The sequence below is a fragment of the Cupriavidus sp. 22TCCZM01-5 genome (genome assembly GCF_057798915.1).
In genome coordinates this window covers 18,012-43,064 of record NZ_JBYOJR010000011.1, presented here as the reverse complement: position 1 = coordinate 43,064, position 25,053 = coordinate 18,012, and the positions used below count along the sequence as shown (strand labels likewise).

Genomic DNA, 25,053 nt, shown 5'->3' with positions numbered 1-25,053 from the left:
CTCCTATGGCTGACCGTCCGATTGTAAGCTGGGAAGACTGGCTGGCTTCGCCTCCCGGGCAATACATGCTCCGGTGGGAGGCGCAGCAATACGACCGGACCGTGACGGACATCTTCGGCTATCACGCGGTCCAGATGGGCCTGCCCGTCATCGATACCCTGCGCGAGAACCGGATGCCGTTCTCGGCGCTCGCACTCGATCCCGCCAGCGGCCCCCACGGGCCGCGCGCCGCGCACCCCGACGCGCGCCAGTTGCTGTGCCGTTTCGACGAACTGCCGTTCGATACGCAGAGCATCGACCTTGCCACCCTGCCCCATGTGCTCGAGTTCGCCGAGGACCCGCACGAAGTGCTGCGCGAAGTCTCGCGCGTACTGATGCCCGAAGGCCGTGTGGTGGTGACCTGCTTCAACCCGATGAGCCTGTGGGGCGCGCGCCAGGGACTGAACCGGCTGGGCGCCATGCCGTTCCTGCCCACTGACGCGCAGTCGATCGGCTTTGTGCGCATCAAGGACTGGCTCAAGCTGCTGGGCTTTGACATCATCCGTGGCCGCTTCGGCTGCTACTGCCCGCCGTACCGCACCGACCGCTGGCTGCAGCGTGCCGCATTCATGGAAAAGGCCGGCGACCGCTGGTGGCCGATCTTTGGCGCGGTGTACATGATTTCCGCGGTCAAGCGCGTGCGCAATATCCGCCTGGTCGGCCCGGCCTGGAAGACCGCCAAGGCAGCGCTCACACCCGTAGCCAGCCCGGTGGCGACACCGACCGGCACACACGGCAAAACCCCCGGCGACGACAGCTGACCCCGCCGGGGCGCACCTATCAACCCTGCGGCGGCCCAAGCGGGCTGCCCTGACGAACGACTCATGCAAGAAGTTACGATCTATTCCGATGGCGCCTGCAAGGGCAATCCCGGCCGCGGCGGCTGGGGGGCTGTGCTGGTTGCCGGCGCCAGCGAGAAAGAGCTGTTCGGCGGCGAAGCCAACACCACCAACAACCGCATGGAGATGACCGCGGTCATCGAAGCGCTGCGCGCGCTCAAGCGCCCTTGCATCGTGCGCGTCTACACCGACTCGCAATATGTGCAGAAGGGCATCAGCGAATGGCTGCCCGGCTGGAAGGCACGCGGCTGGAAGACCGCCGACAAGAAGCCGGTGAAGAACGCCGACCTGTGGCAGGTCCTCGACGGGCTGGTGCAGCGGCACCAGATCAGCTGGCACTGGGTACGCGGCCACAATGGCCACCCGGGCAATGAACGCGCCGACGCGCTGGCCAACCGCGGCGTCGAATCGCTCAACGGCTGAGCCGGCCCGAGCGTCCGCTAGAATGCCCGCCATGCGACAAATCGTTCTCGACACCGAAACCACCGGCCTGAATGCCGCCAGCGGCGACCGCCTGATTGAAATCGGGTGTGTCGAACTGGTCAACCGGCGACTCACCGGCCGCCACCTGCACTTCTATGTCAACCCCGAGCGCGACATCGACGAAGGCGCGGTCGCCGTCCACGGCATCACCATCGAATTCCTGGCCGACAAACCGAAGTTCGCCGAGGTTGTCAACGAGGTTCGCGACTTCGTGCAGGACGCCGAGCTGATCATCCACAACGCCCAGTTCGACCTTGGCTTCCTGGACATGGAGTTTCGCCTGCTGGGGCTGCCGCCGTTCCGCAGCCACGTCGGCAGCGTGATCGATACCCTGCTCGAGGCGCGCCAGATGTTCCCCGGCAAGCGCAATTCACTCGATGCGCTGTGCGACCGGCTCGGCGTGAGCAACGCCCACCGCACGCTGCACGGCGCCCTGCTCGATGCCGAACTGCTGGCCGAGGTCTACCTGGCCATGACGCGTGGCCAGAACTCGCTGGTCATCGACATGCTGGACGGCGCGGAAACCACGGATGGCTCCGTCACGGCCCTAGACCTGTCCAGCATCGTCCTGCCCGTCTTGCGCGCCAGCGAAGCCGAGGCAGCCGCACACCTCGGTGTGCTCAAGCAGTTGGACAAGGCGAGCGGCGGCAAGACGGTATGGCAGGAATCTGCTGCTGCGACATGACCCTTGTGCGTCCGGCCCAGGAAAAAATCTGACGGAAGGGCTTTACAAGATACAAGAACGTCTGCATAATCTCATTTCTCCGCTGCACGACGAAGTCAACGCCGTAGTCAACACGAAAGCGACGCAGCAGCTGGGGTGGTTAGCTCAGCGGTAGAGCACTGCCTTCACACGGCAGGGGTCACAGGTTCAATCCCTGTACCACCCACCAGATTCAGGAAAGCCAGCCTTGTGCTGGCTTTTTTCATTTCCGCGCTCCATTTCCGCACTCGCCTCGTACTCACGCCGGTTCCCGCAACGCCCCGGTACCGATTAAACGGTACCGTCTCATTCCGGCACGAACCCTGCGCCAATACGGTAGACCGCTCCACCATCGAGCAGGAGCGGGTTCATGCCGCAGTCTTCGCTTCGCCCTCCTTTGCAACCGATCCCCACGCAAGCGGTGTTCGCCTGGGCCGGACGCTACCCTGTGTCACCGGGCTGGTTCGAAATCCGCCCGGTCCGCGTTCCACGCGACGCCAGGCCCGTCTATGACGAAGACCTGGACTGCATCACCGGCTACCACCGCATTTTTGGCCCCACAGCCCTCACGTACGACCTGCTTGGCAGCTTCGTCACGATCGACGAAGCGCACGAAGCCAGCCCGCGGCAGGTGGCCCTGCCCTACCTCGCCATCGGCGCCCTGTGGCAACCGGAAGCCTGCGGCATGACGCGCGCCGGCTTCCACGCCGAAGGCGCCGCACTCGACGCGCGCACCTGCGGCAAGCTGCGCGAGCGATTCATCCGACTGTCCCGCCTGCCGCTGCATTTCACCGCCGAGGCGCTGGCGGACATGCAACAGGCCGAGCGCTTCGTCCCACTGCATATCCTGCGGCTGGCGATGCGATGCGGCTGCCGCGAAGCCCCAACGGGCGACGCCGAAGCCGCCTCGGTGCGCTATACCGTCGGCATCAGCCGCAAGCGGCAGCCCGCCTTGCTGGAACTGGCTGTCCGACTCTCCGACCGGGTCATTCTGCGCATCCGGCAATGGCCCGTTGGCACACCGCCATAACCGCGATACCGTCGCGCCGTTGCCACCAAGACGCGCCAACGGAGTGCAGCCCGCACCACAATGCCGCGCCACTTATATCGGCGGCTATGGCGATGATGGGCGCATCTGCTACCCTGAACGCCTGGTTCCGTACAAGAAGGGCGGGGTCGTCAGTCCAAATGCCCTGGGGCCGGAAACGGGTCAGTGCGCGGAAGAAGAAGCAAATCATGCGTCACTCAATCAAACTGCGGATGGCGGTCGCGACCGCCACGGTGGTTACGTTGATCATCGTGCTGCGGGCATTCGCTTCGCAGTACTACGCGTACTACAGCCTGAAAGACCTGCAGCAGAACCACCAGGACTCCCTGGTCAGGCTGGTCGCCGAACAGCTCGACGAAAAGATTGAGAACCGTGCCTCCGTCCTGCGCCACATCGCCCAGCAGCTGGCGCCCGCGCTGGGCGGCCGTCCGTCCGAACTCAAGCGCATCGCCACGCAGATGCCAGACCTGCCGGAGACCTTCAACGCCGTGTTCATGGCAGGCCCCAACGGGGCAATGATCTTCAGCACCGCGGTGCCGGAGGGCGTGCACATCAACCTGGGTGACCGCGACTATTTCCGCGCGATCGTCAATGGCGCACCATTTGCGGTTTCCGACCTGCTCCAGGGCAAGCTGACCAAGTCGCCCGGCGTGGTGCTCGCGGTTCCGCTGCATGGGCCGGGTGGCGAACTGCGCGCGGTGGTGGGCGGGGTCATCAACCTGTCGCTGGCCAATTTCCTGCACGAACTGGCGCGCAGCCCTGCCGGCGTCACGGGCAGCTTCTGCCTTGTTTCCGCCGGCCCAAACCCGCGCTACGCCATGCACCCGGATCCTTCGAAGCTCCTGGCCTCGGCCAGGGCCATCGGCGAGACGTGCGGCGTCGACCAGCCCGAATCCTTCTGGGAGCCCATCCGCCCGCGCCAGCCGGTGATTGCGCGCTACCTGCTGGAATCCAATGGCTGGGAACTGGTATCCGTGCTGCCAGCCAAAGAGGCCTATGCACCGCTGTTCTCGGCGCGCCCTCGCGTGCTCGCCATTGCCGCGCTCTCGCTGGTAGTCGCAGCCGCGCTGATGTGGCTGGTGATGTGGCGGCTGCTCGCGCCGCTGCAGCGGTTGCACCGTGCCGTGCGCCGCGTCGCCACCAACCCGGCCGCCGCCGCGGAGTTGCCGGTGGGCCGCGAGGACGAGATCGGCGAGCTCTCCGCGACCTTCGCCGACGTCATGCGCCAGCTCTCCGAGCGCGAAGCCGCGCTGAAAACGGCCAAGGACCACGCCGCCGAGAGCGAAAAGCGCATCGAGGCCATTGCCAACCATGTGCCGGACTTTGTCTCGTTCATCGACATGAACGAGCGCTTCGTCTTCGTCAACCAGGCCTATGCGCGCCATTTCGGGCTGCCGGCACAGCAGATCATTGGCCTCTCGCTGCGCGAGCTGTGGGGCACGCAGGCCTATCTGGCCTCGCGCCCGCATCTGGAGCAAGCCTTTGCCGGCAAGGCCGTCAAGTTCACACGCGAAAGCCCGGACGGATCGGAATGCATGCAGTTCACTTGCCAGCCGGCCTGGAACGATGCACAGGACACCATCCTCGGGCTGCATCTGTTCGCGCGCAATGTCACCAGCGAGCGCCAGAAGCTGCGCAGCCTGGAAGCGCAGACCGTGTCCGACCACCTGACCGGGTTGCTCAACCGCAAGGGCTTCGACCGGCGTTTTGCCGAAGCCCTGGCACGCGCCGACGCCAGCGGGCAGGCGGCAGCGCTGCTGCTGGTCGACCTGGACGATTTCAAGGCCGTCAATGACGGCTACGGGCACGCCATTGGCGACCGCCTCCTGGTTACCCTGGCCCAGCGCCTGACCTGCAGCGTACGCGAGGACGACGCCGTGGCCCGCATTGGCGGCGACGAGTTTGCGGTGATCCTGGAGAACGTCAACGATGTCCGGGCGGTCGAGCGTATCGCCAACACCATCGTGCAGACGGCGCTGGCGCCGGTCGTCATCGACGGGCAAGAGCACGCTGCCACCGTCAGCGTCGGCTCGGCCATTCACCGTCCCGGCGAAGGCATGTCCGTCAGCGAGCTGTTCATGCGGGCCGACATGGCTCTGTATGAAGCCAAGCGCCAAGGCAAGGCGCGCTATGCCGCGCCGCTGGAGGACACGCCAGCCTAGCCTGAAAGACGAAGGGCCTGCCACGCACCGTCAGGCAGGCCCCGGCTCAACGCCTCAGCGCACGCGCCCCTCCTTCCACGCTTGCAGCAGCTTGTCGTAAGCGATGGTCTCGCCCTTCGGCTTCTCGTTGTCGAGCTTCTTCCACGGCGCATGGTCGCTGGACAGCCACTTGGACGGATCGCCCTTGGCGTTAAGCTTGGGCGCGCAATTGCTCATGCCCGCGCGCTGCAGGCGCGCCATGACCTGGTCCATCTCTTCGGCAAGGTTGTCCATGGCGGCTTGCGGCGTCTTCTCGCCAGTCACCGCCGTGGCCACGTTCTTCCACCAGAGCTGCGCCAGCTTCGGATAGTCGGGCACGTTGGTACCCGTCGGCGTCCATGCCACGCGCGCCGGGCTGCGGTAGAACTCGATCAGCCCGCCGTATTTGGCCGCGTTCCTGGTCAGGTAGTCGTGATGAATGTCACTGTCGCGAATGAACGTGAGGCCCACCAGCGACTTCTTCAGCGACACCGTCTTGGCGGTCACGAACTGCGCGTAGAGCCATGCGGCGGCCAGCCGGTTGGGATCGGTGTTCTTGAAGAACGTCCACGAACCCACGTCCTGGTAGCCGTTCTGCATGCCCTGCTTCCAGTACGGGCCGTATGGCGATGGCGCCATGCGCCATTTGGGCGAACCGTCGGCGTTCACCACGGGCAGCCCCTTCTTGGTCATGTCGGCGGTGAAGGCCGTGTACCAGAAAACCTGCTGCGCGACCTGGCCCTGCGCCGGCACCGGGCCCGCTTCCGAGAAAGTCATGCCCATGGCCTGCGGCGGCGCGAACTTCTTCATCCAGTCGATGTACTTGGTCAACGCGTAGACCGCCGCCGGGCTGTTGGTCGCACCGCCGCGCGACACCGAAGCGCCCACCGGCGTGCATTTGTCCTCGGCCACGCGAATACCCCACTCGTCGACCGGCATGCCATTGGGCAGGCCCTTGTCGGCCGTGCCGGCCATGGACAGCCAGGCATCGGTAAAGCGCCAGCCGAGCGACGGATCCTTCTTGCCGTAGTCCATGTGCCCATATACCTTCTTGCCGTCCAGCTCCTTCACGTCGTTGGTAAAGAAGTTGGCGATGTCCTCATACGCGGACCAGTTGGTCGGCACGCCCAGGTCATAGCCGTACCTGGCCTTGAACTTGTCCTGCAGATCCTTGCGCGCAAACCAGTCGGCGCGGAACCAGTACAGGTTGGCGAACTGCTGGTCGGGCAGCTGGTACAGCTTGCCGTCCGGCGCGGTGGTGAACTTGGTGCCGATGAAGTCCTTCACGTCGAGTCCGGGATTGGTCCATTCCTTGCCAGCGCCGGCCATATAGTCGGAGAGCGGCAGGATCGCGCCGTAGCGGTAGTGGGTGCCGATCAGATCGGAATCGGAAATCCACCCGTCATAGATCGACTTGCCCGACTGCATCGAGGTCTGCAGCTTCTCGACCACGTCGCCTTCCTGGATGATGTCGTGGTTGACCTTGATGCCGGTGATCTCCTCGAAGGCCTTGGCCAGCGTCTTGGACTCATACTCGTGCGTGGTGATGGTCTCCGACACCACGTTGATCTGCGTGACCCCCTTGGCCTTGAGCCTGGCGGCGGCGTCGATGAACCACTTCATCTCGGCCTGCTGCTTGTCCTTGGACAGCGACGAGGGCTGGAACTCGTTGTCGATCCACTTCTTCGCCTCGGCCTCGCCCGCCCGGGCATGGCCGCATGCCAGCGCGGCAGCGCAGGCAAGGACCGTCATTGCTGACTTCACGTGCACGTTCATCGGTGTCTCCTCGAGAATCCCCTCCCCGTTTGCTGTCCGGGCGCGGCCCCGGGGAAGGGATAAGCCGCATGTCCCATGAAGGTTGAAGCGGGCCCGCTTTCAGCCCTTGCGCATGACCAGCAGCAAGACCAGCATCGACAGGCCGAAACTGATCCAGATGGACGGCTCCTCCGCCAGCGAGAACCATTGCATCAGGCTTTCGCCGAGCCCCACCCATGCCAGGTTGATCCAGGCGGCGCACATGAGCCCGATAAACAGCCGGTCGCCGCGCGTGGTGGCAATCGGCAGGAAGCCCTTGCGCAGCTCCGCCGGCGAGCGGACTTCCCACGCCGTCATGGCCACCAGCATGGCGACGATGCAGGCAAAGAACACGGCCACCGGCGTGGTCCAGACCATCCAGCTCAGCATGGCGATCTCCTCGCTCTTCGGACTAGACGCGGCCCATCGCGAAGCCCTTCGCGATGTAGTGGCGCACGAACCAGATCACGATGCCGCCCGGCACGATGGTCAGCACACCGGCCGCGGCCAGCACGCCCCAGTCCATGCCCGACGCCGACACCGTGCGCGTCATGGTGGCCACGATCGGCTTGGCGTTGACCGAGGTCAGCGTGCGCGCCAGCAGCAGCTCCACCCAGCTGAACATGAAGCAGAAGAACGCGGCCACGCCCACGCCGGCCTTGATCAGCGGCAGGAAGATGGTCAGGAAGAAGCGCGGGAAGGAATATCCGTCCACATAGGCGGTCTCGTCGATCTCGCGCGGCACGCCCGACATGAAGCCTTCCAGGATCCACACGGCCAGCGGCACGTTGAAGACCAGGTGCGCGAGCGCCACGCCAAGGTGCGTATCCATCAGGCCGATGGTGCTGTAGAGCTGGAAGAACGGCAGCAGGAACACCGCCGGCGGCGTCATGCGGTTGGTCAGCAGCCAGAAGAAGACATGCTTGTCGCCGATGAACTGGTAGCGCGAGAACGCGTACGCCGCCGGCAGCGCCACCGTGATCGCAATCACCGTGTTCATGGCGACGTAGATCAGCGAGTTGATATAGCCCGAGTACCACGAGGCATCGGTGAAGATGGTCCGGTAATGTTCCAGCGTGAATGCCGCCGGCCACAGCGACAGCGTGGAGAGGATCTCCTCGTTGGTCTTGAACGACATGTTCACCATCCAGTAGATCGGCAGGATGGCGAACAGCAGGTAGGCCAGCAGGAACGTGGTGCGCCACGCCGTGGCGCGCTTGCGGGTATCAGAGCGGGTATCAGCCATGGGGCATGTCCTCGCTGCCGGCGGTACCCGCGCGCTGCATCCAGTTATAGAGGATGAAACACATGAGCAGGATGATCAGGAAATAGACGATCGAGAAGGCCGCGGCCGGCCCCAGGTCGAACTGGCCGACGGCCTTCTGCGTCAGGTACTGCGACAGGAAGGTGGTGGCGTTGCCCGGGCCGCCGCCGGTGAGCACGAAGGGTTCGGTGTAGATCATGAAGCTGTCCATGAAGCGCAGCAGGACCGCGATCATCAACACGCCGCGCAGCTTCGGCAGCTGGATGTAGCGGAACACGGCGAAGCGGCTCGCGCCATCGATCTGCGCGGCCTGGTAGTAGGCGTCCGGGATGGCGCGCAGGCCGGCGTAGCAGAGCAGCGCCACCAGCGGTGTCCAGTGCCAGACATCCATGACCAGCACGGTCACCCAGGCATCGAAGGCGCTGCCGGTGTAGTTGTAGTCAAACCCCAGCGCGTCGAGCGCCGCACCGAGCAGGCCAATGTCGGTGCGCCCGAAGATCTGCCAGATCGTGCCGACCACATTCCAGGGGATGAGCAGCGACAGCGCAACGACAACCAGCACGGCCGATGACTTCCACCCTCTCGCAGGCATCGACAGCGCCAGCAGGATGCCAAGCGGTATCTCCACCACCAGCACCGCCAGCGAGAAGCCAAGCTGGCGCAGCAGCGCATCGTGCAGCTCGCCGTCGCGCAGCACGTTGCGGAACCACTCCGTGCCCACGAACACGCGCCGCTCGGGCGAGATGATGTCCTGCACCGAATAGTTGACGATGGTCATCAGCGGCAGGATGGCCGAGAACGCCACGCACAGCACGACTGGCAACACCAGCAGCCAGGCCTTCTGGTTGATGGGCTTCATGGCTGACTCCCTGGCACCAGCACTTCATTCACGTAGTAGCAGGTATGGCGGTTGAACACGGACAGCCACGCCGTATCGCCGGGGCGCAGCGCCGCGGCCTCGGGGCCCAGGCGCGCGCGCAGCGTGCCTGCCTGACTGCCAGCCTCCTGCACGGTGCCGGTCACCAGCCAGTAGGTGCCGATGTCCTGCGCGCGCTCCACGCGCACCGGCACGGCCTGCGTGTCCGCATTGCCGGCCAGGCGCAGGTACTCGGGCCGCACGCCGACGCGGAAACTGCCGGCGTTTTGCAGCGCGCCGGCCACCGCATCCGGCAGGGCCGGCAGATAGCGGCGCCCCGCCATGTCGACGGCACCGTCGCGCCAGCTTGCCGGCAGGAAATTCATGCCGGGCGAACCGATGAAGTGCCCGACAAAGGTATGCGCGGGCCGCTCGAACAGCGCGTCGGCCGAGCCGACCTGCACGGCCTTGCCACGCGACATCACCACGACCTGGTCGGCAAAGGTCAGCGCCTCGGTCTGGTCATGCGTCACGTAGACCAGCGTCAGCCGGAATTCATGATGGATCTCCTTGAGCTTGCGCCGCAGCTGCCATTTGAGCTGCGGATCGATCACGGTCAGCGGCTCGTCGAACAGGATCGCCGACACGTCCTGTCGCACCAGCCCGCGGCCCAGCGAGATCTTTTGCTTGGCGTCGGCCGCCAGCCCGCTCGCGCGCCGGTCGAGCGAGCCCGACAGGTCCAGCATCTCGGCCACGCGCCCTACCCGCTCGCGCACCTGCGCGGGCGGCACGCCGCGATTGCGCAGCGGGAACGCCAGGTTCTCGCCGACGGTCATGGTGTCGTAGATCACCGGGAACTGGAACACCTGCGCGATATTGCGCGCCTGCGGCGAGTCGGCGGTCACGTCGCGGCCGTCGAACAGGATGCGTCCGTGCGACGGCCGCAGCAGCCCGGAAATGCAGTTCAGCAGCGTGGTCTTGCCGCAGCCGGACGGGCCCAGCAGCGCATAGGCGCCGCCATCCTCGAAGCTGAACCTGAGCGGCAGCAGCGCGTAGTCGTCGTCGGAGCGCGGGTTGGCGGCGTAGGCATGGGCCAGGTCCAGGTCGATGCGCGCCATGTCAGCCCCCTGCTACAGCGCCGGATGGCAGGACCCCGGCGGCCAGTGCGCCGGACCGGCGCGGCGCGCAGATGAGCCGGCCGCTGTCATCGAACACATAGAGCTGCTCCGGCACCAGATGCAGTGTCAGTGGCGCGCCCAGCCGCAAGTCGAGCACGCCTGCGAACTGCGCGACCAGGTTGCCCACGGGCGTGTCGGCATGCACGAAGGTATCGGAACCGGACAGTTCGGCCAGCGCTACGCGGCCGGGCACCGGCACCGATCCCGGCGAACCCTCCAGACGCAGCGCCGCGGCGCGCACGCCGACGGTGACGGGGCCGCCGTGACGGCCGGCTTCGGGAACGGGCACGGAGATGACGTCTGACAGCGTGACCCGGCCGTCCTGCAACGACCCTTCGATCAGGTTCATGGGCGGATCGCTGAAGGCACGCGCCACGCGCAGCGAATCCGGATAGTGAAAGACTTCTGGCGTCGGGCCGTACTGCAGCAGTTCGCCGGCGTCGAGCACCGCGGTATATCCGCCCAGCAGCAGGGCCTCGGCCGGCTCGGTGGTGGCGTAGACCACGGTGGCCTCGCCCTGCGCGAACAGGTGGGTCAGCTCTTCGCGCAGTTCCTCGCGCAGCTTGTAGTCCAGGTTGACGAGCGGCTCGTCCAGCAGCATCAGCGGCGCGCCCTTGGCCAGCGCGCGAGCCAGCGCCACGCGCTGCTGCTGGCCACCCGACAGCTCGGCCGGGTAGCGGTCCAGCAGATGGTCGATATGCAGCCTGGCAGCCAGCGACCGCACCCGGGCAGCAATGTCATCCCGGTCTGCCTGGCGCCGCAGCCGCAGCGGCGACGCGATGTTGTCGAAGACACGCAGCGACGGGTAGTTGATGAACTGCTGGTACACCATCGAGACGTTGCGCGCACGCACGGGCACTCCGGTCACGTCGGCGCCGTCCACCAGTACGCGGCCGGCGCTGGGGCGGTCCAGGCCCGCCATCACGCGCATCAGGGAAGTCTTGCCGGCTTGCGTAGCGCCAAGCAGTACCGTCACCGCGCCCGCCTCCGGCATCAGCGACATCGGGTATAGGCAGGCTTGCGAGCCCGCCTGCTGCGCAATGCCCTCGAGACTCAGCTGCATCCGATCTCCAATGTTCGAAATGCCCTTTGCATCACAGGAACCCAACGCGCGCCTGACGCGCACGATGCTTGGCTTTATGCTCGTTTTAGTAAATGAACGAACATAAAACAATAGTGCAGCGCATCATTTGTTTTCGTTTGTGTTTGAACTAGAATGCCTCGCATGACCCTCAATCCGCGCCAGACCGCCCTTCTCGAGGAAGTCCGCAGCCAGGGCTTTGCCTCCATCGACGCGCTCGCACGCAAGTTCGGCGTGACGCTGCAGACCGTCCGGCGCGACGTCAACCTGCTGGCGGAAAGCGGCATGCTGGCGCGCTTCCACGGCGGGGTACGGGTCGAGGGCTCGACCACGGAGAACATCGGCTACCGGCAGCGGCAGGTGCTTAACGCCGAAGGCAAGGTGCGCATTGCGCGCGCGGTGGCCAAGGCGGTGCCCGAAGGCTGCTCGCTGATCCTGAACATCGGCACCACGGTGGAAGAGATCGCCCGTGCGCTGATGCATCACCGCGGCCTGCGCGTGATCACCAACAATCTGAACGTGGCCGGCATCCTGGCCGACAATCCCGACTGCGAAGTCATCGTGGCCGGCGGCGTGCTGCGCTCGCGCGATCGCGGCATCGTCGGCGAAGCCACCGTGGAGTTCATCCGCCAGTTCAAGGTGGATATCGGGCTGATCGGCATTTCGGGGATCGAGGCCGACGGCACGTTGCGCGACTACGACTTCCGCGAGGTCAAGGTGGCACGGACCATCATGGAGCATGCGCGCGAGGTATGGCTGGCCGCGGACGCCAGCAAGTTCCACCGCCAGGCGATGGTGGAACTGGCGCATCTGTCGCAGGTGGACAGGCTGTTCACCGACCAGCCGCTGGCGGCCCCGTTCGGGCAGATCGTGGCGGACAGCGGAGTGAACTGTGTGGTGGCGGACCAGGACTGAAGCTGCCGCCAGGGCGGCGGCGCGTGCCGGTGTGCGCTGGCCGGCCGGCGCAATGCGCGCCGGCGGCAAGCCGCGGGGATTACTTGAACACGACCGTCTTGTGGCCGTTCAGCAGGATGCGGTGTTCGGCATGCCACTTGACCGCGCGGGCAAGCGCCACGCACTCGACGTCGCGGCCCACGGAGGTCAGCTGCTCCGGATCCATGCTGTGGTCGACGCGCGCGATTTCCTGCTCGATGATCGGGCCTTCGTCCAGGTCGGCCGTCACGTAGTGCGCGGTCGCGCCGATCAGCTTCACGCCGCGGTCATGAGCCTGGTAGTACGGCTTGGCGCCCTTGAAGCTCGGCAGGAACGAGTGGTGGATATTGATCGCGCGCCCGGCCAGCTTGCGGCACAGGTCGTCGGACAGCACCTGCATGTAGCGCGCCAGCACCACCAGGTCGATGTTCTGATCGCGCACCACTTCAAACACGCGGGCTTCCTGCGCGGCCTTCTGCTCGGCCGACGCGTTCATCAGCGGCAGGTGGAAGAAAGGCACGTCGTAGGACGCCGCCAGCTGGTAGAAGTCGCGGTGATTGGACACGATGGCCGCGATCTCGACCGGCAGCCCGCCCACCTTGGCGCGGAACAGCAGGTCGTTCAGGCAGTGCCCGATCTTCGACACCATGATCATCACGCGCGGCTTGGCCGCGGCGTCGAACAGTTCCCACTGCATGCCGAACTGGTCGCCCACCGGCGCGAACGCAGCCTTCAGCGTGTCCAGTCCCGGGCCGCCGGCCGGCGGGGTGAAATGCACGCGCATGAAGAAGCGGCCGGTGAATTCATCGCCGTACTGGTCGGAGTCGACGATATTGCAACCGTTCTGGAACAGCAGGCCCGATACGGAATGGACGATGCCCGGCTGGTCCGGGCACGAAAGAGTGAGAATGAATCCGGTGTTGCTCATCGTGAATTGTTCTGTCGGGTGCGTGCGGCAAGGGGCCGCGAGGGCGCAGGCGGGGCACGGGGCCCGGCGTCAGGCGGAATCGCCCGCGGATGCCAGCCAGCCGCGCCGGCGGAGGGCATCCAGCGTCACCAGTGTCGCATCGACCGTCATGGTGCCGGCCGACATGATAGCAAGCAATGCAGCGGGATCGATGCGACGGTGTTCGGCGACCTCGCCGTCCCGGTTGTGCGGAATGAAGTCGGCGGGCAGTTCCAGGTCATAGATATAGACGTGCTCCCACTGCACGCCTTCCGGAATCTCGCGCAGCACTTCGATGCGGCCATGGGCCTGTACGCCACGCGCCAGCGCGGCCGGGATGCCCGATTCTTCCTCGCATTCGCGCACCAGCGTGGCCAGAGGGTCGCTGCCGTGCGGCATGCCGCCGGCCACCAGGTTGTCCCACATGCCGGGGTCGACCGCCTTGGCCTGGCTGCGCCGCGAGATCCAGAAATCCGGTTCGCCGCGGATCACGCCGTTCATGTGCGAGGCGAACGTGAGCAGGCCGAGGAAGCGCGCCGCGGCGCGCTCCACCACGGCCAGCGCCGGGGCGTCAAGCGCCGGCGTCACGGCGAACAGCTCATTGCGCCAGCCACGTACGTGGCCGGCATCGGCAAGCTGCCTGGCCAGCGCCTCCAGCGCCGCGCTGCGTACCGCGAAGTCGCCACGGCCCGGCAGCAGGTCAACGCCGGGGCCGAGCGGCGTGTCCTCTTCAGGCCCCAGCAAGCAACCCATGCCGCGCAGGATCTCGGCATGATCGCGCGGCAGCCAGCCGACCTGCTGGCCCGACACCATCAGGCGCAGCTTGGTGGCGTAGTCAAAGGGGCTGCGCGCGGCAAGGGACGCGTCGATGGCGGCAAGGGTGTCGATAGGCATCGGCAGACGCAAGTTGAGGTTTCTCAGGGACTTCAGGGACGACAGGCATGAACCAGCAGACCACGCCCGCCGGGCAGCAGCAGTTCGTACTGGCGCTCGACCAGGGCACCAGCAGTTCGCGTGCCATCCTGTTCGATCACACCGGCAATCCGGTGCGGCTTGCCCAGCGCGAGTTCCGCCAATATTACCCACATCCCGGCCACGTCGAGCACGACCCGTACGAAATCTGGCAGTCGCAGCTCGCGGTCGCGCACGAGGCCCTGAACGACGCCGGCATCTCCACCTCGCAGTTGCGCGCCGTCGGCATCACCAACCAGCGCGAGACCACGGTGCTGTGGGACCGCAAGACCGGCGAGCCCGTGGGCCGCGCGCTGGTCTGGCAGGACCGCCGCACCGCGCCGATGTGCGAAGCGCTGCAGGATGCCGGCCATGAGCGGATGATCCGCGAGAAGACCGGGCTGGTCGTCGATGCCTACTTCTCCGGCACCAAGCTGCGCTGGATGCTCGACAACATCCCGGGCGCACGCGAACGCGCGCAGCGCGGCGAGCTGGCCTTCGGCACCGTGGACAGCTGGCTGATCTGGCAGCTCACCGACGGCGCGCGCCACGTGACCGACGTGTCCAACGCGTCGCGCACGATGCTGTTCAACATCCACACCTTCGAATGGGACGACGCACTGCTGGCGCTGCTCGACATCCCGCACAAGGTGCTGCCCGAGGTGGTGCCGTCGAGTGGCGAAGTCGCGCGCACGGCACCGCACCTGTTTGGCGTGGAAGTGCCCATTGCCGGCATCGCGGGCGACCAGCAAGCCGCCACCTTCGGCCAGGCCTGCCTGTCGCCGGGCATGGCCAAGAACACCTATGGCACGGGCTGCTTCCTGCTGATGAACACCGGCCCGCAGCCGGTGGTCTCGCGCAACCGGCTGCTCACCACGATCGGCTGGCAGATTGGCGGCCAGACGCAATACTGCCTGGAGGGCGGCGTCTTCATGGGCGGCGCCACCATCCAGTGGCTGCGTGACGGCCTGAAGATCATCGAAAGCGCCCCCGAGGTCGAGCCGCTGGCGCGCCAGTGCGACGACACCGGCGGCGTGGTACTGGTGCCGGCGTTTGCCGGGCTGGGCGCGCCCCACTGGGATGCGTTCGCGCGCGGCACGCTGGTCGGCATGACGCGGGGCACCGGCCGCCCGCAGATCGCGCGCGCCGCGCTGGAATCCATCGCGCTGCAGAGCGTGGACGTGCTCGAGGCCATGCAAAAGGATGCCGGCATCTCGCTGGCCGAACTGCGCGTCGATGGCGGCGCCTCGCGCAGCGACCTGCTGATGCAGATGCAGGCCGACCTGCTAGGCACGACCGTGGTGCGCCCGCGCGTCACGGAAACCACGGCATTGGGTGCCGCTTACCTGGCCGGGCTGGCCACCGGCTACTGGAGTGATCCGGGACAGATCGCCAGGCAATGGCAGGTGGAACGGCGCTTCGAACCCAGGCTCTCGAGTGACGAACGCGCGCACCGGCTGAACCGCTGGCATCGCGCCGTCGACCGGGCCCGCGACTGGGCGCGCGAAGATGACGAGCCCACCGGCACCGCGAAGTCCTGATTGCAGCCGCGCCCGCCTTACCCCCCACCCGAACTTGTCATGCAGAAAGTCCCGACCCCGATCCAGCCACCGTCCCGCGCCGCCTTGCTCGCAAGCCTGGAACGGGAGCCCCGCTGGGACGTGATTGTCATCGGCGGCGGCGCCACCGGCCTGGGCACGGCCGTCGACGCGGCCTCGCGCGGGTACCGCACGCTGCTGGTGGAAGCCGCCGACTTTGCCAAGGGCACGTCGAGCAAGGCCACCAAGCTCGTGCATGGCGGCGTGCGCTACCTGGCGCAAGGCAATATCAGCCTGGTGCGCGAGGCCCTGCATGAGCGCGGACTGCTGGCCCGCAATGCCCCGCACCTGGTCTGGCCGCTCGGCTTTGTCGTGCCGGCCTACCAGCTCTTCGACCAGCCGTTCTATGGCATCGGCCTGAAACTCTATGACATGCTGGCCGGCAGCCTGAACCTGGACGGGAGCCGCTGGCTGAGCCACCGCGAGGTGCTGGCCGCCGCGCCGACACTGGCCGAGCACGTGGGCGGACGCCCGCTGCGCGGCGGCAACCTGTACTTCGACGGCCAGTTCGACGACGCCCGCCTGGCCATTGCGCTGATGCGCACGCTGTTCGACGTGGGCGGCACCGCCATCAACTACCTGCCGGTGACCGGCCTGTCGCAGCAGGGCGGCGTGGTCAATGGCGTGACGGTTCGCGATGCGCTCGGCGATGCCACCTTCCGCCTGCGCGCCGACTGCGTGGTCAACGCCACGGGAGTATGGGTAGACGCCGTGCGCCAGATGGAGGGCGGCCACGCCCGCACCATGGTCGCGCCCAGCCAGGGCGTGCACCTGACGCTGCCGCGCAGCTTCCTGCCGGGGGACCGGGCCGTCCTGATCCCGAAGACCGATGACGGCCGCGTGCTGTTCGTGGTGCCGTGGAACGGGCACACGATCGTCGGCACCACCGACACGCCGCGCCAGGACCTGCCGCTGGAACCCGATGCCAGCGCCGACGATGTCGACTTTATCCTGGATACCGCCTCGCGCTACCTGGCGCGGGACCCGAGCCGTGCCGACGTCACCAGCGTCTGGGCCGGCCTGCGGCCGCTGGTCAAGGCAACCGGCGAGGCATCGACCGCTTCGCTGTCGCGCGAGCACACCATCGTGGTGTCGCGCGCCGGGCTGATCACGGTCACAGGCGGGAAATGGACCACCTATCGCAAGATGGCGGAAGATGTCATCCAGACGGCGATCCAGCGCCAGATGCTGCGCGCCGCGCCGTGCGTGACGGCTGACCTTGCCCTGCATGGCGCCAGCGGCCTGCCCGCAGACCTGCCGGCGCCCAACTCGGTCTCGCCGGACCGTTACTATGGCAATGAGTTGCCGGCATTGCGGGCCCTGCCCGGCAACGAGAACTTCCTGGCGCCCACGGCGGGACTGACCGAGGCCCACGTGCGCTTTGCCGCGCGCCACGAACTCGCGCGACGTGTCGAGGACGTGCTGGCCCGGCGCAACCGGGCGCTCTTCCTGGATGCCCGCGCGGCCGTGGAGGCCGCGCCGCGCGTGGCAGCGATCCTGGCGCAAGAGCTGGGCCACGACGACGCCTGGCAGGCCGCCGAAGTGGCGAGCTTCCGCAAGCTCGCCGCCGGATATATGCTCGGCTGAGCCGGCCGGCTGCTGCCTTCCATACCAGACAGGACCACCGACATCGCCTTGCGCGACCTGGAGCAGACGGACAGGAATCCTCCCATGCCCGGCGGCTGTCGCGCCGTGCCATAGCGCGGCCTGTTATCGCCCCCCCATTTGAGGCAATGGCATTCCGGGAGATAATGCGGGCCATTGCAATACGGAGAACACCATGGACGAGATTGAAGACCTGTCCGACCTGCCGATGCCACGCTTCATCTGGGGCTTCGCGATCGCCGCCGGCCGGGGCGGAGAGGTCCTGCACGACGAATTCGAGTACCTGACCCACACGCGCAGCCCGCGCTTCACGTGCCGCGTGGTCGAACTCGAGGACATGCCGGCCGACAGTGACGAAGGCGGCATCGACGGACGCATCGTCCACCCCGACGATCCGCGCCGCATGTTCTACATCACCGATGCCGGCATGGCACTGGTCAACTTTTCGCTGTTCGACAAGATGCCGGACCGCCAGAAGTTCAAGAAGATCTGCGACGAAGCGATCGCCAACTGGATGTTGCGCCGCGAATTCCTGGGAGATGAGGACGACGAGGGCGACGAAGAGTAAGGCTCGGGTGCAGCGCGGTCAGGCCTGCCGCCCGCGCTGCGCTAGACCGCTTCCCTTACCTCGATGAGATCCGCCGCCACGCGCTGGATCTCGGCATAGACGGGAATGGCCTCGAGCGGGCCCGTACATCCCACGGCCGTTGCCTGGCTCGCATCGGCGCCCGGCGGCAGGAATACGAAGGCCATGCCGGGCCGCCAGCCCGGGTGGTTGCGCAAGCTGTCATTGAGGATGTCGAGATACTGAGCACGCGTGAAAACATGCTTTGCCATGGTCCGTCTCTCCGTGTCGGCTGCGGGCGGGCCAGATGGCCCGCAGGCGCTTCGCACTACCGGCGGGGATCGTAGCATGGCATGCCGCACGCCGGTCACCGTGAAGGCTGCCGGCTCAGCCTGACCTCCGGCATTGCTTCAGCATTCGCCCTTCTTGGCGTGGCCCGGCGGGCAGTGATACCCCTTGGGCCCCTTGCCGCGGTGATCGTCCCAGCGGCCAGGTACCAGAACCCAGCCATCGCGCGACTGGATCCAGCGCGGAGACTCATAGACATAACCGGGCCGCTCATGCTCCCAGCGGCCCTGCTTCCACGCGTGCTTGTGATGATGATCGTCCCAGTCCCAGTAGCCCGGCATCCAGACATAGCCGGGGCGCGGCGCGGGCACGACCTCATAGACCGGCGCCGGCGGCGGCACGCCAATGGCAATGTTGACCGAGACCTGGGCCTGCGCCGGGAGGCCGGCGCCAAGTCCGCCGCAAACAAAGGCCGCAAGCAGGACCGCACGCGGCAGGACGCGAAAACGAGTCTTCATGGATACCCTTTCTTGTAGATGTGGCCCAAGTCTAACTCCGAAGTGGGCACATCCGTTGTAAGAAACGGTATCCCGGTACGGACCCGAGACGGCGTGACGGACTAATGGTCCGCGACCATGGCTTTCAGTTCGGCATCGCCGGCGACTCGCGCCGCATCCGACGTGGTGAACGTATCGTCAGAGACAATGGTGCGCCGAATTTGCTGGGCATTGAAATCGACCAGTGAAATGATCCAGACATAGCGGCCCGCCTGGGGCGCCGTCTGCACGAAAGACTTCAGGCCGGAATGGGACTCGCTCGCCATGATCCACCTCCTTGCAATGCGTGTCTGAAAAGACTAGCACAGCATGGCGACAGTTCCCTGAACCCGTCACGGTCCAGTTCTTCAGCTGACAATGCGACCGAGCGTCGCCACCGCGACATTGAACAAACCCAGCACCAGATTGATACCGACCGCTTGCCGGATCCGGTTGAGCGCGGCGGCGGCGGCTGGCCATTCGCCAGCGTCCACATTGCGCCGCAAAGCGGGATAGGGCCCGAAGAAAACGAAGAGGAAGACCACGGCCATCACCACGCCGACGCCCGCCATCAGATGCCAGTTCGGCGGTGCCGCGGCCATGCCGGCATGGGCCATCATGGCACCGCCGCTGAGCAGGATCAGCACCAGTGCCGCCCAGACCCATCGGAAGAAGCGGTCAAAGACTCCGCGCCAGAGGCGCAGGCGCGACGGTGGATCGAGTACCTGCCCCGCGACCGGGCGCAGGCACAGATAGGCGAAGAACATGCCGCCCACCCAGACGACGGCAGCGATCACATGCAGGAACAGTAGAAGCGACAGGAAGGTCATCATGCGGTGTGGGGGGAATCGGCGCTGCGCACCAAAGCCTGCATTCTATGCGCCGCGCGCATTCACGCGCACAGGATGCCCGCAGGCCCGCTGACGATTCAGGATTGCGGCGATCCTGCCGATAACCGCTTCAGACAATGCCGGGAACCGCCCCCAACCTGCGTCCCGGCCCGATCAAAACGAGAACGCCATGGAACGCACTGCGTTCCATGCAAGAGCGGGCCCAGGACAACCCGATCAGGCCGTACGCACATTTCACCCACCTCATGGCTCGCGCCCCCGCCAGAATCCGCCCCAGGCGGAACCGAAGCCCCTTCCGCTACTGCCTGCGCCTGCTGGCGGCTACCGTGCTGGCTATCGTGCCAGCCGTATTGCCGCCGGGCGCGATCGCTCAACCCGCCCCGCAACGCGCCGACATGGTGGCGCGGGTCGTCTTCAGCCTGCTCGGCTACGCGCACTGGCCGGCCGAGCGGGAGTCGATTCGCCTCTGCGTGGACAATACCAGCCGGTATCCGGCCCGCCTGCTCGAAGGCGGGGCGCTGAGCAACGGCCGCCAGGTGCGCACGCGCGAAGTCGATGTCATGTCGGAACCGCTCGCGAGCCAGTGCGATGCGCTCTATCTTGGCACCATGACCGACGCCCGGCGCCAGCGCCTTGCCGCGGAACTGACGGGCCGGCCAGTGCTGGTCATCAGCGAAGAGGACTTCGAGTGTGAGGTTGGCAGCATGTTCTGCCTGAACATCCGCGAGAGCCAGGTGTCGTTCCGCGTGAATCTCGATTCGCTCGCCCGCAGCGGTGTCCATGTCCATCCGGCCGTGCTGCAACTGGGCCGGCGCCGGGGCGCATCGTCATGAAGCCTGGATCGCGGCTTGCCAATGGCCGGCAACGCCCTACCCTCTACGGTGCGCTGCGCCGCATCCACCTTGGCGTGGCGCTGCTGGCGGTCTGCACGGCGGGGCTCTCGCTGACCGCGCTGGGCCTCACGGCATTGCGGGTCTATGCCGACCACAACCTGCGGCTGGTGGCGCGCTCGATCGCCTATACGCTCGAAGCGCCCGTGGTATTCCACGACAAGGCTGCCGCCAGCGAGACCCTGGCCCTGATTGCCGAGTCCGAAGATGTGTCGCGCGCCACGGTACTGGACCCGGATAACCGCGTCCTGGCGGACTGGCAGCGTCCGGGCCACGAACGCCGTGACGGCTTGCGGCACACCATCGGGGAACTGCTCAGTACTGGCGTGATCGAGCAGCCGATTCTGCATGACGCCAGGCCGGTCGGCATCCTGCGCATGACCGGCGACCCTTCCAATCTGCTGCACTTCCTGCTGCAGGGCGGGCTGGGCCTGCTCGCCTGTCTGCTGCTGACGGCGGTCAGCGCGCACTACATGTCGAGCCGCATGCTGGCGCAGATCGTCGAACCGCTGCGCAACCTGATGCGCGTGGCCCACGCCGTGCGTTCGGAGCGCGATTTTGCCCGGCGCACGCCACCCGCCCGCATCGAGGAGCTGAATGCGCTTGGCGACGACTTCAACGGCCTGCTCGACGAACTGGAAACCTGGCAACACCAGATGCAGCACGAGAACCGGTCGCTCGCTCATCGTGCCAGCCATGACTCGCTGACCGGCCTGCTCAACCGGTCAGCGTTCGAGGAATTGCTGGAACTCGCCGTACGCGCCGCGGCTGCAAGCACCGGCTATGCAGCCCTGCTCTATCTCGACAGTGATGACTTCAAGGGCATCAATGACCGCTTTGGCCACGCTGCCGGAGACGCCGTGCTGATAGCCCTGGCGCAACGCATCCGCGCAGGCGTGCGGGAGGGCGATGTAGTCGCCCGCCTGGGGGGCGACGAGTTCGCCGTGCTGACCACGTCCTTGCGCGCGCCCGCAGACGCCATCCAGATCGCCGAGCAGGTCCTGCAACGGATCCCCGAGCCTGTCCATTTGCCCGATGGCACCTTCATCACCGCATCGCTTAGCATTGGCATAGCCGTGTTCCCGGTGCATGCGCGGGGCAGCCAGGGGCTGCTGCACGCGGCCGACGCGGCCATGTACGGCGCCAAGCGCCGGTCTGGCGGGGCCTGGCAGAGTGCGGAGCCACGCCTGGAGACCATCCAGGACCAGTCATGACCCGTGCCTTCCACAGCGACACCGTGGAGCAGGCGTCCAGGGCTCAGTCGCCGAATGGATTCGGCGCGCGGTTCTCGATCGAGTCCGACAGATCGAAGTCGTCGCGCACCTTGTCGACCACGGCGCGGATGCCGGCCTCGTAGCCGGTGCCCTTGCCGAAGCCCTTCATATCCCAGTTCCGTCCGCGTGCATCACGCGGGTGCGGCTCAGGCATCGGCACGCGAATCCTGGCGCCATCCTCGCCGATTTCGTCGATCTGCTGCACTCGCCGGCTCACCTCGTCCTGCAAGGCGCGGCGGCCGCGCTCGCGCTTGGCCATGGCAATCTCCCGGAGCGGTTCGGCAGCCATGCTAGCACGTGCGTACCCGGCCGCTCAAAGCGCGGCCTTCGCAGCCTGATAGGCGTCGTAGAGCTTGCGGAATACCGGCCCGGGCACGCCGGTGCCGATAACCTGCCCGTCAATGGACACCACCGGCAGCAGCTCCTTGCTTGCCGACGACAGCAAGACCTCATCGGCGCCGAAGACCTCGTCACGCGAGATACGGCGCGCCTCCAGCGAGATATCGAACGTCTCGCAGAGTTCCTCCATCAGGCCGTAGCGGATGCCCTCCAGGATGAGGTTGTCCTTGGGCGGCGCCAATACCCGGCCTTTGCGCACCACCCACACATTGGACGACGAGGCTTCCGTGAGCCAGCCATCACGGAACTGGATAGCCTCGGTCACGCCATGCTCGGCAGCGTGTTCCGCAGCCAGCACATTGCCGAGCAGCGAGGTCGACTTGATCTGGCAATTCAGCCAGCGGCGGTCCTCCATCGTCACGCATGCTACGCCCTTTGCAACGGCCTCCGCCGACGGCAGCACCATTGGATTGGTCATGATCAGCACCGTCGGCGTGACCGCCTTGGGAAAGGCGTGCGCCCGCCGCGCCACGCCGCGCGTGACCTGGATGTACACCATCTGGTCGGAGAGTCCATTGGCTTCCACCACGCGTGCAATCAGCGCCAGCCACTCGGATTCGCTGTGCGGATCGGGAATGCCGATTGCTGCCAGACTGCGCGCAAGGCGCGCCAGGTGCTGGGCGCCGCGGAACGGCTTGCCGTGGTAGATCGGGATGACTTCGTAGATGCCATCGCCGAAGATGAAGCCGCGGTCCAGCACAGGGACGCGGGCTTCGGACAAGGGAGTCAATTCCCCATTGAGGTAGACGGTGGGTTCGGACATGGTGCGCGCGCGTTGGAAGGGATGTCCGATTCTTTCACAGTGCGAGACGGCAGCCTATGCAAATGGCGCATAAGGTGGCCAGGAAAAGCGAAAGCGATGAATGTCGTCCGTCCCTCGAATTCATAACAACGCGGCCAAAATCCTTCCTTTCTGAACAGGGACTCGCTGCGAAGACTTCCGATACAGTACTCCGCTACCCTGTTCAAGGAGACGGGCATGCCTTCGCGAATTGTTCGCGTTTCGCCAGCTGCCTTGGGGTGGTCCATGCAATCAGCTGGCCTGCCCGCCCCGCTTCATTTCGCTACGCTGGATGCGGCTATTGCTGCTGGCTGGCACTACGCCAGGAAGGAGCACGCCGTGCTGGAAATATGCAGGGAAGGCGGGACGGTCCGGCTACGCAGCGCAGGGACGGAGGACGCGCCAGCAAGGACTTCACGGAATGAGAAAGCGACTCCTGGCGAGGATAGGCGCGACCTGAAGGTCATATCGTGAGCTCGATCACAGCCGTGCCCTGCTTGCTGTGCGGCGATCTTGCGCGACGTTGGCGTGACCGTCGCGATCAGCTCCATGGCGATTGCGTGTATCGCTGCGCACGCTGTGGCGGGCGCTTTTCCGTCACAGGCGACGCCTCTTCGGCAATCGGCAAGGGCCAGTGGAACACTGCGGAACTGATGGATGCAGTCAGGCAGCATATTGCCATGGGCGCACTGCCGCGCATCGAGAACATCGGCGGCATGCCGAGCGTGAGGCCGGTTGGCCGTCAGACGCCTTGACGCGCCTGGCCGTCGTTTGCAAACGGCGCCCGTCCCCTTAACCGGGATAGGTCATGCCATGCAAAATCAGCGCTCGATGCTTGACCAGATCGCTGAGGCTATCGCATAGCCTGGCACGGATTTGCTCGGCGCTATTGCTTTCAATGCCGTCCCGCTTGAGTTCCGCGATCCGTCGCTCCTGCGCGTGAATGCGCTGCCCCAGGCGCTCAATGGACCGTTCCGTGTCATCCAGCTCCTTGAGGTCCTCCTGGATGTTCCGAGGCGCCAATCGTGCTTGCATGATGGCCTCCTTGCAGATGCTGCCATGACTTGGTGATAGCTCTTGCGCGAGGCGTCCGGTATCGGAGGAAGTCCGACAAGGAACGGAGAGGTGACGAGGCCAATAAAATCTGCGCGCAGAGAAAAGCCCCTCGGTGCGGGGGCCTCGAGGGGCTGAAGGACCTGTAGGCTGGAGGAGATCCGGCACCTACGTGAGGCCAGTCTACGTCGCGGGCAGGCTGGCCGCATCACCCACCCGGGTCAGTCTTCACTGCGCGCGGGCAGGTTCGAATAGTCGAATAGTGAGCCTGCGCTGGCCGCCAACCTGGATCACCGGCCGTCAACGCATGCACTCACGAGCGCTTGCATTCGACCTTCTCCTCATAGTCACCGTTGTCTTTCCACTCGCGCTCGATCAGGCAGGGGCCTTCGCGGTACTTCTGCTTTTGCTCATAGCCAGGCGGACCGCCTTTGCATTTTCGCTTCTCCTTGTACTCGCCATCGCCCTTTTGCTTGCGCTCGACCTTGCACGGGCCCTCGCGAAATTTTTCCTTGTACTCGGTACTATCGGCGCGTGTCACTGGCGAGACCAGGAAGAAGCAGAGAAACAGGGTCAGGCCGGCTGTTCGGGATGTTCGGGACATTAGGCAGATGTGCGGCATCGGGGGCGCCAGAATAGCGAAAGCGGCTTTGGGCAGCTGTATCAAAGCGTTACGCCCCTCCTCGGAATTGCAATCGTGCAGGCAAACAAAAAGGGCTGGGGTCGATGACCCAAGCCCTTTTTATAACCCTGCCGTCAGCTGTCGCTAACCCGCAAAGCCTTACAGAATGTGTGGCGGAGAGAGGGGGATTCGAACCCCCGATAGGCTGTTAACCTATACACGCTTTCCAGGCGTGCGACTTAAACCACTCATCCATCTCTCCGGGAAGTCAGCGATTATAGCAGAGCCCGGCAACG

General features: G+C 65.9%; 27 protein-coding genes and 2 tRNA genes. 12 read left to right on the top strand and 17 right to left on the bottom strand.

Features of this window, described 5'->3' with window-relative positions; translation table 11 throughout:
- Nucleotides 1-5 precede the first annotated feature (5 nt).
- The 6 genes from AC3FNH_RS13025 to AC3FNH_RS13000 all read left to right on the top strand — a co-directional run bounded on the left by AC3FNH_RS13025 (nucleotide 6) and on the right by AC3FNH_RS13000 (nucleotide 5,274).
- Entirely contained in the window at nucleotides 6-800 is a 795-nt protein-coding gene (locus tag AC3FNH_RS13025; protein WP_488720319.1) for a class I SAM-dependent methyltransferase, read from the top strand.
- A 63-nt stretch (nucleotides 801-863) separates the two neighbouring features.
- On the top strand, nucleotides 864-1,301 hold the full coding sequence (rnhA, locus tag AC3FNH_RS13020; RefSeq protein ID WP_488720318.1) for a ribonuclease HI: 438 nt from the start codon (nucleotides 864-866) through the stop codon (nucleotides 1,299-1,301).
- 31 nt (nucleotides 1,302-1,332) lie between these two features.
- On the top strand, nucleotides 1,333-2,046 hold the full coding sequence (gene dnaQ, locus AC3FNH_RS13015; RefSeq protein ID WP_488720317.1) for a DNA polymerase III subunit epsilon: 714 nt from the start codon (nucleotides 1,333-1,335) through the stop codon (nucleotides 2,044-2,046).
- Between the two features lie 133 nt (nucleotides 2,047-2,179).
- Nucleotides 2,180-2,254: transfer RNA gene (locus AC3FNH_RS13010), tRNA-Val, on the top strand.
- 180 nt (nucleotides 2,255-2,434) lie between these two features.
- Nucleotides 2,435-3,094 carry a hypothetical protein gene (locus tag AC3FNH_RS13005; protein ID WP_488720316.1) on the top strand — a complete coding sequence of 220 codons (660 nt, stop codon included), beginning with the start codon at nucleotides 2,435-2,437 and terminating at the stop codon, nucleotides 3,092-3,094.
- 206 nt (nucleotides 3,095-3,300) lie between these two features.
- Complete coding sequence (locus tag AC3FNH_RS13000; protein WP_488720315.1) at nucleotides 3,301-5,274, top strand: sensor domain-containing diguanylate cyclase; 1,974 nt, start codon at nucleotides 3,301-3,303, stop codon at nucleotides 5,272-5,274.
- A gap of 54 nt (nucleotides 5,275-5,328) precedes the next feature.
- Here the strand turns inward: AC3FNH_RS13000 and AC3FNH_RS12995 are convergent, their stop codons facing one another.
- The 6 genes from AC3FNH_RS12995 to AC3FNH_RS12970 form a co-directional block, all read right to left on the bottom strand.
- Nucleotides 5,329-7,044 (bottom strand): ABC transporter substrate-binding protein, encoded by a 1,716-nt coding sequence (locus tag AC3FNH_RS12995; protein WP_488720396.1) that lies wholly within the window; start codon nucleotides 7,042-7,044, stop codon nucleotides 5,329-5,331.
- Nucleotides 7,045-7,167: 123 nt separating this feature from the next.
- Entirely contained in the window at nucleotides 7,168-7,476 is a 309-nt protein-coding gene (locus tag AC3FNH_RS12990) for a DUF2160 domain-containing protein (protein ID WP_488720314.1), read from the bottom strand.
- 22 nt (nucleotides 7,477-7,498) lie between these two features.
- Entirely contained in the window at nucleotides 7,499-8,332 is an 834-nt protein-coding gene (locus AC3FNH_RS12985) for a carbohydrate ABC transporter permease (RefSeq protein WP_488720313.1), read from the bottom strand.
- Nucleotides 8,325-9,209: a carbohydrate ABC transporter permease gene (locus AC3FNH_RS12980; RefSeq protein ID WP_276099970.1), complete on the bottom strand. Its 885-nt coding sequence runs from the start codon at nucleotides 9,207-9,209 to the stop codon at nucleotides 8,325-8,327. The genes AC3FNH_RS12985 and AC3FNH_RS12980 overlap by 8 nt, the downstream gene beginning before the upstream one ends.
- Nucleotides 9,206-10,324, bottom strand: a complete 1,119-nt coding sequence (locus AC3FNH_RS12975) for an ABC transporter ATP-binding protein (protein ID WP_488720312.1) — start codon at nucleotides 10,322-10,324, stop codon at nucleotides 9,206-9,208. Before AC3FNH_RS12975 ends, AC3FNH_RS12980 begins: the two co-directional genes overlap by 4 nt.
- Nucleotide 10,325: 1 nt before the next feature.
- On the bottom strand, nucleotides 10,326-11,447 hold the full coding sequence (locus tag AC3FNH_RS12970) for an ABC transporter ATP-binding protein (protein ID WP_488720311.1): 1,122 nt from the start codon (nucleotides 11,445-11,447) through the stop codon (nucleotides 10,326-10,328).
- Nucleotides 11,448-11,609: 162 nt separating this feature from the next.
- Between AC3FNH_RS12970 and AC3FNH_RS12965 the strand changes: the two genes are divergently transcribed.
- Nucleotides 11,610-12,380: a DeoR/GlpR family DNA-binding transcription regulator gene (locus AC3FNH_RS12965; protein WP_276099967.1), complete on the top strand. Its 771-nt coding sequence runs from the start codon at nucleotides 11,610-11,612 to the stop codon at nucleotides 12,378-12,380.
- A gap of 79 nt (nucleotides 12,381-12,459) precedes the next feature.
- On the opposite strand, the gene purU is transcribed toward AC3FNH_RS12965, so the two are convergent.
- Together purU and AC3FNH_RS12955 are read right to left on the bottom strand one after the other, a co-directional pair.
- Entirely contained in the window at nucleotides 12,460-13,326 is an 867-nt protein-coding gene (purU, locus tag AC3FNH_RS12960) for a formyltetrahydrofolate deformylase (RefSeq protein WP_276099966.1), read from the bottom strand.
- Nucleotides 13,327-13,395: 69 nt separating this feature from the next.
- The gene (locus AC3FNH_RS12955; RefSeq protein ID WP_276099965.1) at nucleotides 13,396-14,238 is read right to left on the bottom strand and encodes an NUDIX hydrolase; all 843 of its coding nucleotides are present in this window, start codon (nucleotides 14,236-14,238) and stop codon (nucleotides 13,396-13,398) included.
- A 47-nt stretch (nucleotides 14,239-14,285) separates the two neighbouring features.
- On the opposite strand from AC3FNH_RS12955, the gene glpK reads away from it, so the two are divergent.
- The 3 genes from glpK to AC3FNH_RS12940 all read left to right on the top strand — a co-directional run bounded on the left by glpK (nucleotide 14,286) and on the right by AC3FNH_RS12940 (nucleotide 18,066).
- The gene (gene glpK / locus AC3FNH_RS12950) at nucleotides 14,286-15,836 is read left to right on the top strand and encodes a glycerol kinase GlpK (RefSeq protein WP_488720310.1); all 1,551 of its coding nucleotides are present in this window, start codon (nucleotides 14,286-14,288) and stop codon (nucleotides 15,834-15,836) included.
- A gap of 39 nt (nucleotides 15,837-15,875) precedes the next feature.
- Nucleotides 15,876-17,480, top strand: a complete 1,605-nt coding sequence (locus tag AC3FNH_RS12945) for a glycerol-3-phosphate dehydrogenase/oxidase (RefSeq protein ID WP_276099963.1) — start codon at nucleotides 15,876-15,878, stop codon at nucleotides 17,478-17,480.
- 193 nt (nucleotides 17,481-17,673) lie between these two features.
- A complete protein-coding gene (locus AC3FNH_RS12940; protein ID WP_276099962.1) occupies nucleotides 17,674-18,066 on the top strand; it encodes a hypothetical protein in 393 nt (130 codons plus the stop codon).
- Between the two features lie 41 nt (nucleotides 18,067-18,107).
- Here AC3FNH_RS12940 and AC3FNH_RS12935 read toward each other — a convergent pair whose 3' ends face one another.
- From AC3FNH_RS12935 to AC3FNH_RS12920, 4 genes are all read right to left on the bottom strand, one after another.
- Nucleotides 18,108-18,335: a hypothetical protein gene (locus AC3FNH_RS12935; protein WP_488720309.1), complete on the bottom strand. Its 228-nt coding sequence runs from the start codon at nucleotides 18,333-18,335 to the stop codon at nucleotides 18,108-18,110.
- A 138-nt stretch (nucleotides 18,336-18,473) separates the two neighbouring features.
- Nucleotides 18,474-18,869 carry a YXWGXW repeat-containing protein gene (locus AC3FNH_RS12930; protein ID WP_276099960.1) on the bottom strand — a complete coding sequence of 132 codons (396 nt, stop codon included), beginning with the start codon at nucleotides 18,867-18,869 and terminating at the stop codon, nucleotides 18,474-18,476.
- A gap of 101 nt (nucleotides 18,870-18,970) precedes the next feature.
- Nucleotides 18,971-19,174: a hypothetical protein gene (locus tag AC3FNH_RS12925; protein WP_276099959.1), complete on the bottom strand. Its 204-nt coding sequence runs from the start codon at nucleotides 19,172-19,174 to the stop codon at nucleotides 18,971-18,973.
- Nucleotides 19,175-19,255: 81 nt separating this feature from the next.
- The gene (locus AC3FNH_RS12920; RefSeq protein WP_488720395.1) at nucleotides 19,256-19,717 is read right to left on the bottom strand and encodes a DUF4149 domain-containing protein; all 462 of its coding nucleotides are present in this window, start codon (nucleotides 19,715-19,717) and stop codon (nucleotides 19,256-19,258) included.
- Between the two features lie 266 nt (nucleotides 19,718-19,983).
- On the opposite strand from AC3FNH_RS12920, the gene yfiR reads away from it, so the two are divergent.
- Entirely contained in the window at nucleotides 19,984-20,571 is a 588-nt protein-coding gene (yfiR, locus tag AC3FNH_RS12915) for a regulatory sequestration protein YfiR (protein ID WP_488720308.1), read from the top strand.
- Nucleotides 20,568-21,842 (top strand): diguanylate cyclase DgcN/YfiN, encoded by a 1,275-nt coding sequence (gene dgcN, locus AC3FNH_RS12910; protein WP_488720307.1) that lies wholly within the window; start codon nucleotides 20,568-20,570, stop codon nucleotides 21,840-21,842. The genes yfiR and dgcN overlap by 4 nt, the downstream gene beginning before the upstream one ends.
- A 43-nt stretch (nucleotides 21,843-21,885) precedes the next feature.
- Here the strand turns inward: dgcN and AC3FNH_RS12905 are convergent, their stop codons facing one another.
- The 5 genes from AC3FNH_RS12905 to AC3FNH_RS12885 all read right to left on the bottom strand — a co-directional run bounded on the left by AC3FNH_RS12905 (nucleotide 21,886) and on the right by AC3FNH_RS12885 (nucleotide 25,019).
- On the bottom strand, nucleotides 21,886-22,161 hold the full coding sequence (locus AC3FNH_RS12905; RefSeq protein WP_488720394.1) for a hypothetical protein: 276 nt from the start codon (nucleotides 22,159-22,161) through the stop codon (nucleotides 21,886-21,888).
- A gap of 54 nt (nucleotides 22,162-22,215) precedes the next feature.
- A complete protein-coding gene (locus AC3FNH_RS12900; RefSeq protein WP_488720306.1) occupies nucleotides 22,216-23,064 on the bottom strand; it encodes a D-amino acid aminotransferase in 849 nt (282 codons plus the stop codon).
- An 810-nt stretch (nucleotides 23,065-23,874) separates the two neighbouring features.
- A complete protein-coding gene (locus AC3FNH_RS12895) occupies nucleotides 23,875-24,117 on the bottom strand; it encodes a hypothetical protein (protein WP_488720305.1) in 243 nt (80 codons plus the stop codon).
- A 331-nt stretch (nucleotides 24,118-24,448) separates the two neighbouring features.
- Nucleotides 24,449-24,739, bottom strand: a complete 291-nt coding sequence (locus tag AC3FNH_RS12890) for a hypothetical protein (RefSeq protein WP_488720304.1) — start codon at nucleotides 24,737-24,739, stop codon at nucleotides 24,449-24,451.
- 189 nt (nucleotides 24,740-24,928) lie between these two features.
- Nucleotides 24,929-25,019 (bottom strand) — tRNA-Ser (locus tag AC3FNH_RS12885).
- Nucleotides 25,020-25,053 lie beyond the last annotated feature (34 nt).

Coding starts and splice junctions, on each gene's coding strand:
- AC3FNH_RS13025 (WP_488720319.1), top strand. CDS start 6: ATGGCTGACCGTCCGATTGTAAGCTGGGAAGACTGGCTGGCTTCGCCT.
- rnhA (WP_488720318.1), top strand. CDS start 864: ATGCAAGAAGTTACGATCTATTCCGATGGCGCCTGCAAGGGCAATCCC.
- dnaQ (WP_488720317.1), top strand. CDS start 1,333: ATGCGACAAATCGTTCTCGACACCGAAACCACCGGCCTGAATGCCGCC.
- AC3FNH_RS13005 (WP_488720316.1), top strand. CDS start 2,435: ATGCCGCAGTCTTCGCTTCGCCCTCCTTTGCAACCGATCCCCACGCAA.
- AC3FNH_RS13000 (WP_488720315.1), top strand. CDS start 3,301: ATGCGTCACTCAATCAAACTGCGGATGGCGGTCGCGACCGCCACGGTG.
- AC3FNH_RS12995 (WP_488720396.1), bottom strand. CDS start 7,044: ATGACGGTCCTTGCCTGCGCTGCCGCGCTGGCATGCGGCCATGCCCGG.
- AC3FNH_RS12990 (WP_488720314.1), bottom strand. CDS start 7,476: ATGCTGAGCTGGATGGTCTGGACCACGCCGGTGGCCGTGTTCTTTGCC.
- AC3FNH_RS12985 (WP_488720313.1), bottom strand. CDS start 8,332: ATGGCTGATACCCGCTCTGATACCCGCAAGCGCGCCACGGCGTGGCGC.
- AC3FNH_RS12980 (WP_276099970.1), bottom strand. CDS start 9,209: ATGAAGCCCATCAACCAGAAGGCCTGGCTGCTGGTGTTGCCAGTCGTG.
- AC3FNH_RS12975 (WP_488720312.1), bottom strand. CDS start 10,324: ATGGCGCGCATCGACCTGGACCTGGCCCATGCCTACGCCGCCAACCCG.
- AC3FNH_RS12970 (WP_488720311.1), bottom strand. CDS start 11,447: ATGCAGCTGAGTCTCGAGGGCATTGCGCAGCAGGCGGGCTCGCAAGCC.
- AC3FNH_RS12965 (WP_276099967.1), top strand. CDS start 11,610: ATGACCCTCAATCCGCGCCAGACCGCCCTTCTCGAGGAAGTCCGCAGC.
- purU (WP_276099966.1), bottom strand. CDS start 13,326: ATGAGCAACACCGGATTCATTCTCACTCTTTCGTGCCCGGACCAGCCG.
- AC3FNH_RS12955 (WP_276099965.1), bottom strand. CDS start 14,238: ATGCCTATCGACACCCTTGCCGCCATCGACGCGTCCCTTGCCGCGCGC.
- glpK (WP_488720310.1), top strand. CDS start 14,286: ATGAACCAGCAGACCACGCCCGCCGGGCAGCAGCAGTTCGTACTGGCG.
- AC3FNH_RS12945 (WP_276099963.1), top strand. CDS start 15,876: ATGCAGAAAGTCCCGACCCCGATCCAGCCACCGTCCCGCGCCGCCTTG.
- AC3FNH_RS12940 (WP_276099962.1), top strand. CDS start 17,674: ATGGACGAGATTGAAGACCTGTCCGACCTGCCGATGCCACGCTTCATC.
- AC3FNH_RS12935 (WP_488720309.1), bottom strand. CDS start 18,335: ATGGCAAAGCATGTTTTCACGCGTGCTCAGTATCTCGACATCCTCAAT.
- AC3FNH_RS12930 (WP_276099960.1), bottom strand. CDS start 18,869: ATGAAGACTCGTTTTCGCGTCCTGCCGCGTGCGGTCCTGCTTGCGGCC.
- AC3FNH_RS12925 (WP_276099959.1), bottom strand. CDS start 19,174: ATGGCGAGCGAGTCCCATTCCGGCCTGAAGTCTTTCGTGCAGACGGCG.
- AC3FNH_RS12920 (WP_488720395.1), bottom strand. CDS start 19,717: ATGACCTTCCTGTCGCTTCTACTGTTCCTGCATGTGATCGCTGCCGTC.
- yfiR (WP_488720308.1), top strand. CDS start 19,984: ATGGCTCGCGCCCCCGCCAGAATCCGCCCCAGGCGGAACCGAAGCCCC.
- dgcN (WP_488720307.1), top strand. CDS start 20,568: ATGAAGCCTGGATCGCGGCTTGCCAATGGCCGGCAACGCCCTACCCTC.
- AC3FNH_RS12905 (WP_488720394.1), bottom strand. CDS start 22,161: ATGGCCAAGCGCGAGCGCGGCCGCCGCGCCTTGCAGGACGAGGTGAGC.
- AC3FNH_RS12900 (WP_488720306.1), bottom strand. CDS start 23,064: ATGTCCGAACCCACCGTCTACCTCAATGGGGAATTGACTCCCTTGTCC.
- AC3FNH_RS12895 (WP_488720305.1), bottom strand. CDS start 24,117: ATGCAAGCACGATTGGCGCCTCGGAACATCCAGGAGGACCTCAAGGAG.
- AC3FNH_RS12890 (WP_488720304.1), bottom strand. CDS start 24,739: ATGTCCCGAACATCCCGAACAGCCGGCCTGACCCTGTTTCTCTGCTTC.